Here is a 13,569-nt window from a genome sequence, read left to right on the forward strand (position 1 = left end):
GGGGAATTTTGTGTATAGAAAGAGCCTAAACCATCTTTACAGGTTTAGACTCTTCTTTCATATATGGCGTCATGTTTGGCGCCTCCGGATCCGGCTTTGTTGTGGTTCTTGGAAAGCGTCTTTTGCTTTTTTAGAACCTCAATATGCAGTAGAACGTAGTGAAACTGCCTTCCTTTAGGCATGGGCCGTTTCAGCACTTCTTATTTAAAAGCTTGTGCCGCTTTCACTGCCTTCTTCCAGCCGCCATATAATGCAGCGCGCTCTTCTTCCTTCATCTGAACTTCGAATTTCTTATCCAATTTCCAATGTCTCTTAATCTCATTCTTATCTTTCCAAACACCAACTGCTAATCCCGCTAGGAAGGCAGCGCCGAGTACGGTTGTTTCGCGATTTTCTGGGCGTTCTACTGGCACGTCCAAAATATCTGCTTGGAACTGCATTAAGAAATCATTCGCACATGCTCCGCCATCCACATGTAGCAACTTCAGCTCGATACCTGAATCTTTTTCCATCGCATCCAATACGTCTTTCGTTTGGTACGCCAACGATTCCAGTGTCGCACGGATGAACTGCTCTTTCTCCGTTCCGCGAGTTAGACCAAATACTGCGCCGCGCACGTCAGAATCCCAATATGGCGCTCCTAAACCTACGAACGCAGGTACAACATAAACACCATCAGATGACTCAATCCGAGACGCGTAATTTTCCGAATCTCCAGAATGACGTAACATCCGCATGCCGTCACGCAACCACTGAATCGCAGAACCCGCAACGAAAATACTTCCTTCTAGCGCATATTCGACTTTTCCGTCAATGCCCCACGCAAGCGTTGTCAGCAGACCAGTATCCGATTTAACCGCCTTATCTCCTGTATTCATTAACAAGAAGCAACCCGTGCCATACGTATTTTTCGCCTCGCCTTTTTCAAAGCAACCTTGTCCAAATAACGCCGCTTGTTGGTCACCCGCAATACCTGCAACTGGAACCTCTTCGCCAAAGAAATGATACGGTACGGTCGTGCCATAAACTTCCGAGGATTGGCGAACTTCCGGCAACATCACTTTTGGAATGTCCAACATCTCAAGCAATTCATCGTCCCACTGCAAATCATAAATATTGTATAACAACGTCCGGGAAGCATTCGAATAATCCGTCACATGCGCTTTCCCACCAGTCAATTTCCAAACCAACCACGTATCAATGGTTCCGAATAATAGCTCACCATTTTCCGCACGCTCCTGCGCACCATCCACGTGATCTAAAATCCAACGAGCTTTCGTTCCCGCAAAATAGGCATCAATCAGTAATCCCGTTTTGTCGCGAACGATATCATTGTAACCGTCCTCTTTCAGCTGATTACAAATATCCGCCGTTTGACGAGATTGCCAAACAATTGCATTATAAATCGGATTACCCGACTCTTTCTCCCAAACCACCGTCGTTTCACGCTGATTCGTAATACCAATTCCAGCAATGTCCTTCGACGAAATATTTGTTTTTAAAAGTACGCCCGCGATGACCGCTAAAATCGACGCCCAGATTTCATTCGCATTATGCTCTACCCAACCCGGCTTCGGAAAAATTTGCTCAAATTCCTTCTGCTCCACACCGATAATCTCGCCCGTCTCATCCACAATCATCGCTCTGGAACTCGTCGTACCTTGATCTAACGCTAAAATATATTTTTTCTCCATCTAAAATTCCCCCTTCAAAATAAGTATGTCATTTTTTCTAATTTTGTCACGCTTTTTGCTTTTTATCAAGTTGCATGGTGAATAATAAAATCACAAGAAATAAAGCAGCGAACACCCACAGCCAAATTCCAAAATCATCATTAATAATTGCATTGTAACCTAATCCACCCAGCGCCCCGCCGACAATCGGCCCTAAAACCGGAACCCAAGAATACGCCCAGTCAGATCCACCTTTTCCAGCAATCGGCCAAACAAAATGCGCGATACGAGGACCAAGGTCACGAGCCGGATTAATCGCATAACCGGTCGTTCCACCGAGTGACATCCCGATAACCACAATCAGCCCGCCGACAACCAGTGGATTCAAACCATCTGAAAAACTATTAGCCCCAATCGATAGAAGCCCAAAAATCAGAATGAAAGTACCCAATGCCTCACCGAAAAAATTCGATGTATAATGACGAATCGCTGGTGCCGTAGAGAACACGCCTAATTTTGTAGGCTTATCTTCTGTTTTTGCCCAATGTGGATAATAATGAAGCCATACCAGCGTTGCGCCAATAAATGCACCGATAAACTGCGCAGATATGTATGGAAAAACATCCGCCCAAGGAAATTTACCCGCTAAAGCCATACCAATCGTTACCGCCGGATTTAAGTGAGCCAAACTCATGTAACCGGACACATACACACCCATTGTAACTGCTAATCCCCAAGCAATCGTGATGACAATCCAACCACCCGATTCCGCTTTGGACCCTTTCAGCGAAACGCCTGCAACCACGCCTCCACCAAATAACACTAGGATCATCGTACCCAGTAATTCTCCTAAAAATTGTGTGCCAATACTTGTGTCCATTTATTCCAACTCCTTTTGATTTTTTGGTCTAGACACCGCAACATAACACGCCCCTTGTTACTTATAGCCCGTAAACCTTTTCTTCATTTATTTCAAAAAAAGAATGACAACCAAAACTAAGCACTGCATAAAAGCAGACTTATAGACGTTTTGATTGTCATCTCTTCTCCTGACAAATTTATTAACTTAAAGCTATTAAACCATATCAAGAAAACGCTGTCAACCCTTTCGCCCCATAAGCTCGCTTGTGTTCTATTGCACTTGTCTATGGACTATACCCTAACATCTAGAGTGGATAAACATAGCTTTTGTGAAAAAATAACGAAAATATGGTTTGGAAGTATCGCCTAGCAATGGGATTGGGTTGGGAGTTGGGTTATGGCCTTTCGATTTTATGTAGCGTATAAGCACTGCCTTATAGTCATTATAGATTAATCGCTCCCAAAAAAAAAAAGAGACCCCTCAAAGAAGGATCTCTCGGCATATTATGCTTCTTGTGCTACTGGATAAACACTAACTTTTTTCTTGTCGCGACCCATACGTTCAAAACGTACAATGCCGTCTGCTTTAGCGAAAAGAGTATCGTCGCCGCCGCGTCCAACGTTAGTTCCAGGATAAATTTTTGTCCCACGTTGACGGTAAAGGATAGACCCACCAGTCACGAATTGGCCATCAGCGCGTTTAGCACCTAAGCGTTTCGACTCGGAGTCACGTCCATTGGATGTAGAACCACCGCCTTTTTTATGGGCAAAATGTTGAATATCAAATTTTAACATGAAAATTCCACCTCCTACTTTTTGGAGTTAATCGTAATATAATCAGGATAGCTATACGCTAAAGATATCAATTGATGCTCCATGCCTTCTAGCAATATTTGAACATCCTCACTAGCTCCTAATTCTTCAGGGACAGAATAATAAAGATAACCATCATCTTCTTCCATCACAGGTTTGACTCCCATTCTTTCACTAATCGCATTAACCATGCCAAAAGCAATTGATGTAGCCCCTGCACACACTAAATCAGCACCTTGTTCAGCAAAATTTGCGTGTCCATCCATCTCAAAAGCAACGATTCGTTCCTCATGCCGAATAAAATCTACATGAATCATACGTATCATCCCCTTTACAAATTAAGCGTTGATCGCATCAATCGTTAATTTTGTATAAGGTTGACGATGACCTTGTTTTTTGTGATAGTTCTTTTTAGGCTTATATTTGAAAACAGTCAATTTCTTAGCGCGACCTTGTTTTTCAACTTTAGCTGTAACAGTTGCGCCTTCCACGAATGGGCCCCAACTTTAACAGCGTCACCACCAACAAAAACGACTTTGTCAAATGTCACCACGTCACCAACTTCACCTGCTAATTTCTCAACATAGATCTCTTGGCCAGCTTCAACTTTAACTTGTTTTCCACCTGTTTCAATAATTGCGTACATACTTGCACCTCCTCATATACTTAGACTCGCCATCATGAGGGGATTGTTAAAAACAATACTTGGCCCTATTCTGAGCGGTTGTAGCATGGTGCGCTACAAACATAACATTAGAATGATACCATAGAAAGAAAGCCTGTGTCAACAACTATTGTCAATGCTCCACTTGTGATATCCGATAAAATGGCCGCACTTCATCCGCAATCATCCAATCAATATCTCCATCAAACGAAATTTCATCCAAAAAGGCATCCATCACATCCATCGTTACCGTCACAGCCACATAGGACGGATCACTTGCAAAAACACCTCTAAGCTCCCGCTCCATCTGATAAATAAGCGTTTGAACAGAGGAAACATACCCACTCCCCTCACACGTAGGACAAGCGCACTGCATTTCCTCGATAAGCGATTTCTGTCGTTTGCGCCGCGTCAATTGCATCAAGCCATTCTCAGAAAGTCCCTCCACTCGAACCGTTGTTGCATCTAGGGCAGCTACTTCCTGCATTTGTTCCCGCAATCTATCTAACTGAACACGACTCATCCCGCCGATAAAGTCAATAAGAATAAAGCCACTCATATTTCGCAATTTCATTTGACGACCAATTTCCCCAATGACCGCCAGATTAATGTCAAACGCGACCTCATCTACTTCCTTTTTCGATTTATAATTACCAGAGTTCACATCAATCACCCACATGGCCTCGGTTTTCTCAATCACGATAGATGCCCCGTTCTTTAAAAAGACCGCCGGACGTAGCAATCGATTTATCGCAACTTCCAGGTTGTAGGCAGAGAATATCCCGCCTTTTTCACGAAAAAGCGATACATCAGAAAAATGCACCTGCAAATCATGATAAAGTACAGCATCATCACAAATAATTTCTGCTTTATCATTCACAAGAGGATTACTACGCAACATAGTTGGAATACTAACCATCGCCTCATGAATCTTTCTATTAGACCCTTTAGCCCGCACCATAATCTCTTCCATTTCGCTCCTAGCTTGTAGGATATCTTCTTTAATTTTTTCAGGGCTAACATCGACTGAAGCTGAGCGCAGAATAACACCTTCATTATCCAATAATAGCGGGGATACAAGTTGCTGTAACCGATCTTTATCTATTTCTTTTATTTTCTTAGAAATTGCTAAAAATGGCTTCCCGTAGCTATACACCACAGAACCACAAGATACTTCAATCATACCTGTAAGTAGCGGTGCTTTTGTCGCGTTTCCTTCCCGTTTTACTTGCACCATTAATTTTAGACCCTCATGTAAGCGGTATGCCTCTGGAATATCCTGCAAATGAATAAAAGCATTCTCTTTATAGCCAATATTCACAAATGCAGCATTGATTTTCTGGTTTATTTTTGTAACAGTTCCCAAATAAATATCCGATACTTGAGGCTCTGTAGTTGGTCTAATAATCTCCAAACCCACCAATACTTTCTCTTCTAAAAAAGCCACCCTTTTTTTCTTTCCCCATAGCGCTAATAACAATTCTCAATGCCATGCCTCCCAGACACAATATTTTTTTATGTTTCTATACCAGACTGCAAGGGACGTTCTAGATACTCCATACTTATCTGCTAGCGTTTGTTGGTCAAAATCCTTTAATTCTGGATATCGATTCGCAATAACCGCATATTCCGCAGCACCGACAATCGATTTGTAATCCACATTCTTTTTAAACGTAATTGGATACACATCAACAAAGGTTCGCAATAACGCCTGTATTTCTCCACTAATTTTAACATCATAGCGTGCCATTGCTAATTGCGCGTACGTGAATACTTCTGGCATATCGAACATAATCTGCTTTGATTCCATTGTAGTTTCTTCCATTGAAGCACTAATTGTCTTCTCCCAAGCTAATATCTCATTCTTCTTAACACTATATGCTGAACCAAGCTCTCCTATAAACCGTTGCCTATCTGCTGGCAATAAAAACATATAACTAGCCGTGGCGACAACCGCTCTTATTTCGTCATCTGATAACCTTTCTACATTAGTCATCACGTGATTAATAATCTCAAAACTAGTCTGCTCCTCTTGTTTTTCAATAGGCAAAGGATTCCTATCTCCATACTGTTCCATAATCCGACGTGTATCCTCTAGTTTCCATCCATCCATAATAATTCCTCCTGTAGCAAAAAAGCTGGTTATTAACGAGAGACATCAACGTCTCCATTAATAAATCCAACTTTTATTATCTGTCTAATCAATTACCGCCAAATAAGGTTTTTAAGCGGCTAAAAAATCCATGTTTCTGTTCATCAATCGACATCAACGGAATAGACTCACCTAATAGTCTACGAGCGATATTTCTATACCCGATGCTTGCTTTGTTACCTGCTTGCATAGTGACTGGTTCACCACTATTAGAAGAACGAATAACCTCATCATCATCAATAATTATTCCAATCAGCTCGATAGATAAATGTGTCGTTATTTCGTCAATATCCATGACATCACCATTTCGCATCATCTGTGTCCGAATACGATTAATAATCAGTTTAGGCGCCTCAATTTCCTCTTGTTCTAACAAACCAATAATCCTATCTGCATCACGTACAGCCGATATTTCCGGCGTTGTCACAACTAATGCACGATCTGCGCCAGCAACCGCATTCTTATACCCCTGCTCAATCCCAGCCGGGCAATCAATAAGGATGAAATCATAGTCCGGCTTCATTTGCGCGATTAACTCTTTCATCTGTTGACCTGTAACAGCACTCTTATCCGTTGTTTGCGCTGCCGGTAGTAAAAATAGCAAATCCTCAAAACGCTTATCCTTAATAACCGCCTGATGCAATTTACAACGACCTTCCACAACGTCTACAAGATCATAAATAATCCGATTTTCTAAACCTAAAATAACATCGAGATTTCGAAGTCCGATATCCATATCGACTAAGCACACTTTCTTGCCTTGCAATGCAAGCGCTGTACCAAGGTTGGCTGTTGTAGTCGTCTTACCAACGCCACCTTTTCCTGAAGTTATAACTATAGCCTCACCCATGATTATTGCCCTCCTTGAAAATTAGAAATTTCTGGTCTAATTTTTCTTAAAATGTGTAAGCTATCAATCGCCAGCTCACCTTTATCATCTATATATGCAGTCAAAATATTTTCTTCCACTCGACCTTTATTTTCCTCGGCATCAAACCCGCGAATCTCGCCAGCAATTCTAATCTGCGACGGATACTGGAACTTCCCAGTAACAACTGCTTTCAAATCCCCTTCAAAGCCCGCATGAATAATTCCTTTTACATTCCCAAGAATAAAAATATTCCCTGTCGCGCGGATAGAACCGCCCGGATTAACATCTCCCACAAGTAACAGGTCACCTGGTACATTAATTATTTGACCAGATCGCACAACTGTAGCTAGCGAAAAAATTTGCTCTTCTTCTTTCCATTTTTTCGCATCTTGCTTACTCATGACATTACTTGTAAATCCGCTAACTTCCATTGCGCTATTTTCTTTAATAATAGCCATGATGCTCTTTTCTTCATCTTCTGTAAAGAGGCGATTTCCTATATGTACTTGAACAGCCAACTTTTGATTCTGGGATACTATTTTTTGCTGTTCCTTAAGGCGTTGCATTAAACCTTCTTCCAGTTCGACAATACTGGCTACATCGCTAAAAAAAAATGCTAATGCCATCTTTCGTCCCTTTTATTTGGACATACTTTTTCAACTTACCTTCACCTCACAGCTCATATATTTAGTATATATTAGGATACAAAAGATACTCTCCATCATAATTAATATCAGTCTGTAAGTTGCTTCTTGGTAAGCAAGAATACTCTCTGAATGCCTACTACAATACAAGCAAACAGACTGATACCGACTTTCATCCCATCTTACTTCCCATCACTTCTCTTTAATTTCAATAGAAAACCTCTGAATGGGAAATACACAACCAAAAAAAAAGGCTAAATTTAATAAAATTGTTGTCCATAGACGTCGATCCACAAAAGTAGCTAGTGCCATATCCGTTCCACCAATCAGAACATAAAAGCCGTATACCAAGCACTCTGTAAGTATTACATTAAATACAACTACAAGCCCTACCAAAATGATATTATTCTGAAGAACCTTCATGAATTTGTCCGTTAGATACACGACTAAAGGGAAGATGGCGAAGTAGATTCCTAAAATACCCGTGTAATAAATATCGAATACCATTCCAAGTACAAAGGCATAAATTAACGTAACATTTCTACTATAAAACGTAGCCATCAATACGAGCATTACAATGAGAAAGTGAGGGATAAAGAATCGTTGTTCGCCAAAAAATGATTGACTAAACAACATACTAGAAACACCCTCCAAAATAAAAACCGCGATTGCAATAAGTGGCATTCCAACTACTTTTCTCATATTCATCAGGAGCCTGCCCCTTCCGAATCGTCACCCTCCAATGTACGTTTCAATACAATGACATGACTCAAATCGTATAGATCAGCACCTGGCTTCACAAGTGCAGTCTGAGATAATCCCATCTTATCCGTTTCAACTTTTTCAATCGTCCCAATAAAAATGTCTGATGGAAAAATTCCGCCTAAACCGGATGTAACTACTTTTTCACCCTTAGTGAATTTTTGGTCTACTGGCAACTGTTTCATTTCTAACAACCTTTGCTCAGCATCATAACCATTAATAATACCATATGCAGCAGCTTTTCCTTGTACTATAGCAGAAATCCGATTCCTGTCATCCGTCGAACTAAGTAATTTTACTGTGGATGATTTTGCACCAGTCTTTGTAATTTTCCCAATCATTCCCTCGGGAGTACGAACTGCCATATTAGGCTTCACACCATCAACAGAACCTTTATCAATTTGGACCTGTGTATTCCAATTGTCTGGGTTTCTTGAAATGACTGTTGCATTGATTGGTTCATAATCACTAAGATCTGCTTCAATATCTAATGATTTTTTTAGCTCTGCGTTTTCTTTACTTAAATCTGATACTTTACTTTCAAGTTGTGCCAATTCTTCTAAACGTTTTTTTTAGATGCTCGTTCTCAGTGTATGTGTTTTTTAAGTCTTTCGCATTATCAAAAAAACTTGCAACAAAGCCAACCGGTTTGGAGACGATGTTTTCCCCAAACCCCGCAACATCTTTCACAAATTGCTCTGGCCATGAAGCTTTACTTTTCCCACTCAGTGAATATCCTACCAATGCTACTAAAACGATAATGGATATCAACAAGATAATTAAACGTTTATTTAAGAAAAACTGTGGCATAATGAACACCTCATCTCGTCAATCCTCTTCTTTACAATAATGCAATAGGTCCCAAAAACCCACCAAAATATAAATGAGTTACATTAGTTCATTTTTTTTCTTTTTTGTACAAATCCATATTTTCTAATGATTTACCTGTTCCAATTGCAACACAATCAAGCGGATTTTCAGCAATAATCACCGGCATTTTCGTTTCTTCCGCAATAACTGAATCTAAATTACGAAGAAGCGCTCCACCACCAGTTAAAACAATTCCTTTATCCATGATATCAGCAGACAGCTCAGGAGGAGTATTCTCTAATGTACTCTTCACCGCGTCGATAATAGAAGCTACAGTGTCTGCTAATGCCTCACTGATTTCTTCAGGCGAAATCTCGATTGTTTTTGGTAGACCCGTCACTAAATCTCGACCACGAATACTAAAAGCTTCCAAGCCAAGGTTAACAGGATCCGCAGAGCCAATCTCCATTTTTATTGTTTCCGCAGTACGGTCACCGATTAACAAATTATATTTTTTGCGGATAAAATTGATAATCGCATCATCCATATCGTCTCCAGCAGTTCGTTCTGAACGGCTAGTTACGATGCCACCAAGCGAAATGACAGCAACTTCTGTAGTTCCGCCACCGATATCTACAACCATGCTACCAGTTGGATCCCATACAGGTAAGCCAGCACCAATTGCAGCTGCAAATGGCTCTTCAATTGTGTATGCTTCCTTTGCTCCAGCTTGACGTGTAGCATCTGTAACAGCGCGCTTTTCAACGCCAGTTATTCCAGATGGAACACAAATCATGACACGTGGTTTGCTTGCACTTGCACCCTTACTCGCCTTTTGAATATAATATTTCATCATCGCTGCTGTTGTATCATAATCAGCAATAACGCCATCTTTCATTGGACGAATAGCAACAATATTTCCTGGTGTTCTCCCAATCATATTCTTCGCTTCGCTACCAACTGCAACAATTTCTTGTGTATCTTTCTTCATTGCTACAACAGATGGTTCCCTTAAAACAATACTTTTACCTTTCATGTATACTAAAGTATTTGCCGTTCCTAAGTCGATTCCAATATCTTTATTACCAAATCCAAACATTTATTAATCTCCTTTTCTCTTCTTAATTATCACTTTGTCCATGCTTGCTGTCTCTCTATTAACTTAATTAGTTTTTAAATTCCCAGCCCCAAAGTATTGTCTTTTAATAATCAGGTATGCTGATATCCCTTGATGTTTTATGTAAAAACAGATACACACAAACAACCATCTTATTATAACATAACTAAGAAGAACAGACATTAATTTTTGATGAGATACTTGAAATATTTATCTTTTCTTTAGAAATAGCCTTCTTGCTTCAAACTTGTGAAGGTATTACTACCAATAATAATGTGATCAATTAATGGAATTCCTAGTAAATCTCCCGCTTTTTTTTAATTGCTTTGTCACGGTAATGTCTTGACTTGACGGGCTTGCATCACCTGAAGGATGGTTGTGAAAACACATAACACTTGCCGCAGAATATTTCATCGCCTGTTTGAATATTTCTCTTGGATGAACAACGCTACTATTCAGACTTCCAATAAAAATCGTTTCTCGGTGAAGTACTCTATTTCTTGTACTTAAAAATACGCAGTGAAAGTGTTCTTGTGATAACAAACTCATTTCTTGCATCACTAAGTCTGCACCATCCTGTGGGCCTCTGATTATTGGACATGAATTTGTCTTTTGTTGCCCCATACGCTTACTGATTTCAATTGCTGCTAATACTTTCGCAGCTTTCGCAAGACCAATCCCATTCATTTCCATCAATTCCTGTAATGTAGCCTCTCTCATATCTGCTATCTCTGAATATTTTGCGATTACTTTGTTAGCCAAATCTACGACAGATTCTGTCCTACTACCTGTTTCAAGGATAATCGCGAATAATTCAATATTAGATAAACTGGATACCCCTTTTTTCTGAAGTCGTTCGCGAGGCTTTTCTGTGTCAGACATTTCTCTTATAAACATATGCTCTCCTCCTTTTCACTGATGCAGAACAAACTTCCAGAAATAATCGTTTACAAATGGAGATAGTAAAAAACCAAACAGTATAAACGGAACAAAAGGGATTCGTTTCTTTCTGATTCCCTGCTGAAAAATAGCGACCAGACTCATTAGAATCGCTCCTGAAAATACCGCTATGATAAAAATGAATATAGCCTCTTTCAAAACTCAAAAAAAAAGCAAAGCAGTATTAATAATTTTATATCCCCAAAACCAAATCCTTTTCTAACAAATAAATAGATTCCTATGAACACAATTATACCTAAAATTAATTGGTATGTGTGCTGTAAAAGAAGCGTGAAATCGACATACCCATAGTAACTAGCACAACTAATGAAATAAAGAAATAAAATCAAATTGGGTATATGAAGATAGAATATATCACTTACGTATAGGATTAGTAGTAATGAAAATATAAAAATATACAGATAAAACGAATTCTCAAGACCATATACTTTATACAAAATACAGACAAATATAGGTGCCAATATTTCTACAATAAAATAACTCCAACTCATAGATTGATTACAGCATCCTGTGCGCCCTTTGAGCAGGATAAAAGATACAACAGGTAGCAAATGAATGGTCAATAGCTTCTCTCCACAATAATCACATTCCGAAGATATCCTGCGTAAAAACGGCTTTCGCAAAGGATAGTTCATCCCTACAACATGTAAAAAAGATGCCAATACTAAACTATATACAGTCAAAATAAAATAAATCATGATACACCTCCAACTTCTTGGACATAAATATAGCATGATAAGATTTTACTGTCATATTGCCAAAAAAAGTTTTTTTGTATGGAATAGCACTCTAAATAAACGGATTTCTGCTAAGGAGAAAAAGGGATTTCTGCAAGAAGAAGTAGCCAAAAACATTTTTTTTATGCAATTTACATCTAGTCAAAATAGATATAAAATGACAAAAAGACCCTTAACAAGGATCTTTCTGAACACAATTTGTATTAAGAATTAAGTAGCGTCTTTCTAACTTCAGAAATAAAATAGAGAGAACCAGTAATTAGAATGACTTCTTCTTCCTCACTTTCCATCCAGCTATTTAAAATATTCTCCCAGTTTTCAACGGAGGTGATATTATTTGTAATAGCAATTTGTTTTATATCATTTTTTGTAAGTGCCCTAGGGTAATCGAATGTAGTAATGTAAATCTGCACATTTTCGATATCGTTTAACAAAGAAATCATTCTACGAACTCTTTATCTTTCATGGCTGTAAAAAGAACTTTTACAGGGACACCTTCGAATTTCTGAGCCGAGTCAACCAATACGCGCATCCCTTCTAGGTTATGCGCGCCATCTAAAAATACAATAGGCTTATTGTGTATTTGTTCCATCCGCCCAGGCCATTTAGTTATCTTTAACCCCATTTTAATCGTTTCATCTGAAATAATAAACTGCTTCGCCTGAAGTAACTCTGCTGTTTTTATGGCGACCGCAGCATTATTTAACTGATGATCACCCATTAACCCAACATCTATATCTTCTATTTCTCGATTTGTTATTCGGTAAGTAAATAACTCATCTGCCTGCTTCTGGACAAAAAAAATGAGTGTCTAATTGATAGATGTCCGACTCAAATTCATTGGCCTTCCCTTCATATAGCACGCGTATTTCTGGCTGTATTACACCACTAACAATCGGCACATGCTTTTTGAAAATACCTGCTTTTTCCATAGCGATACTTTGAATCGAATTACCTAAAAACTCCATATGATCCATACCAATCGTTGTAATCACAGAAACTAGCGGTGTAATCACATTTGTGGAATCTAGTCTACCACCTAGGCCAACTTCGACCAGACCAATATCGATAGAGTCATACTCAGCAAAGTAAAGAAACATCATAACCGTAATAATTTCAAATTCAGATGGATGACCCATCTCCGTTAGCGCAAGCTCATCAGCCAAAGGTTTTATTCTATCGCAAAGTACGATAATCTCCTCATCCTTAATGGGCACACCATTGACACTAATCCGTTCGTTAAATGCCTCAATATAAGGTGAAGTGAATGTGCCAACTTTATATCCAGATTGCTCCAATATATTGCGAAGAAATGTTAGTGTAGATCCTTTTCCGTTTGTTCCTGCGATGTGGACCCACTTATTTCTCTTTTCAGGATTGCCTAGTCTAGCGAGCATCCATTCCATCCGCATAAGGCCTGGCTTAATTCCCATACGTAACGTTCCATGAACCCACTCTAAAGCCTTTGTATAGCTTTGAAAATGCATATGTGCCATCCCCCTTTA

The 13,569-nt window shown here is 39.4% G+C and carries 9 protein-coding genes, 6 pseudogenes and 1 other annotated feature; all 15 genes and pseudogenes read right to left on the reverse strand.

Going from position 1 to position 13,569, the window contains the following annotated elements; translation table 11 throughout:
• Window positions 1-200: 200 nt before the first annotated feature.
• Window positions 201-1,694 (reverse strand): glycerol kinase GlpK, encoded by a 1,494-nt coding sequence (glpK, locus tag PCORN_RS08195; protein WP_036079285.1) that lies wholly within the window; start codon window positions 1,692-1,694, stop codon window positions 201-203.
• 46 nt (window positions 1,695-1,740) lie between these two features.
• Window positions 1,741-2,553 carry an MIP/aquaporin family protein gene (locus PCORN_RS08200; protein WP_036079293.1) on the reverse strand — a complete coding sequence of 271 codons (813 nt, stop codon included), beginning with the start codon at window positions 2,551-2,553 and terminating at the stop codon, window positions 1,741-1,743.
• Between the two features lie 485 nt (window positions 2,554-3,038).
• Window positions 3,039-3,329, reverse strand: coding sequence for a 50S ribosomal protein L27 (gene rpmA / locus PCORN_RS08205; RefSeq protein WP_036066768.1), 291 nt, complete (start codon window positions 3,327-3,329; stop codon window positions 3,039-3,041).
• Between the two features lie 14 nt (window positions 3,330-3,343).
• Window positions 3,344-3,664, reverse strand: coding sequence for a ribosomal-processing cysteine protease Prp (locus PCORN_RS08210; RefSeq protein WP_036079295.1), 321 nt, complete (start codon window positions 3,662-3,664; stop codon window positions 3,344-3,346).
• A gap of 21 nt (window positions 3,665-3,685) precedes the next feature.
• Window positions 3,686-3,993: pseudogene (rplU, locus tag PCORN_RS08215) on the reverse strand (50S ribosomal protein L21).
• Window positions 3,994-4,005: 12 nt separating this feature from the next.
• Window positions 4,006-4,083, reverse strand: a sequence feature (ribosomal protein L21 leader region).
• Window positions 4,084-4,144: 61 nt separating this feature from the next.
• On the reverse strand, window positions 4,145-5,458 hold the full coding sequence (locus PCORN_RS08220; protein WP_159102558.1) for a ribonuclease E/G: 1,314 nt from the start codon (window positions 5,456-5,458) through the stop codon (window positions 4,145-4,147).
• Between the two features lie 36 nt (window positions 5,459-5,494).
• On the reverse strand, window positions 5,495-6,124 hold the full coding sequence (locus PCORN_RS08225; RefSeq protein ID WP_036079298.1) for a hypothetical protein: 630 nt from the start codon (window positions 6,122-6,124) through the stop codon (window positions 5,495-5,497).
• 88 nt (window positions 6,125-6,212) lie between these two features.
• Complete coding sequence (gene minD / locus PCORN_RS08230) at window positions 6,213-7,013, reverse strand: septum site-determining protein MinD (protein ID WP_036079301.1); 801 nt, start codon at window positions 7,011-7,013, stop codon at window positions 6,213-6,215.
• Between the two features lie 2 nt (window positions 7,014-7,015).
• Window positions 7,016-7,694, reverse strand: a pseudogene (minC, locus tag PCORN_RS08235) (septum site-determining protein MinC).
• Window positions 7,695-7,860: 166 nt separating this feature from the next.
• Window positions 7,861-8,386 (reverse strand): annotated as a pseudogene (gene mreD, locus PCORN_RS08240) (rod shape-determining protein MreD).
• Window positions 8,386-9,250, reverse strand: a pseudogene (gene mreC, locus PCORN_RS08245) (rod shape-determining protein MreC). The pseudogenes mreD and mreC overlap by 1 nt, the downstream one beginning before the upstream one ends.
• Window positions 9,251-9,338: 88 nt before the next feature.
• A complete protein-coding gene (locus tag PCORN_RS08250) occupies window positions 9,339-10,349 on the reverse strand; it encodes a rod shape-determining protein (RefSeq protein ID WP_036079305.1) in 1,011 nt (336 codons plus the stop codon).
• 239 nt (window positions 10,350-10,588) lie between these two features.
• A pseudogene (radC, locus tag PCORN_RS08255) lies at window positions 10,589-11,264 on the reverse strand (RadC family protein).
• A 197-nt stretch (window positions 11,265-11,461) separates the two neighbouring features.
• Window positions 11,462-12,061, reverse strand: coding sequence for a prepilin peptidase (locus PCORN_RS21295; protein WP_077913831.1), 600 nt, complete (start codon window positions 12,059-12,061; stop codon window positions 11,462-11,464).
• A 206-nt stretch (window positions 12,062-12,267) separates the two neighbouring features.
• Window positions 12,268-13,551: pseudogene (locus PCORN_RS08270) on the reverse strand (bifunctional folylpolyglutamate synthase/dihydrofolate synthase).
• Window positions 13,552-13,569: the final 18 nt, after the last annotated feature.

The sequence above is a fragment of the Listeria cornellensis FSL F6-0969 genome, assembly GCF_000525855.1.
GTDB classification, from domain to species: domain Bacteria; phylum Bacillota; class Bacilli; order Lactobacillales; family Listeriaceae; genus Listeria_A; species Listeria_A cornellensis.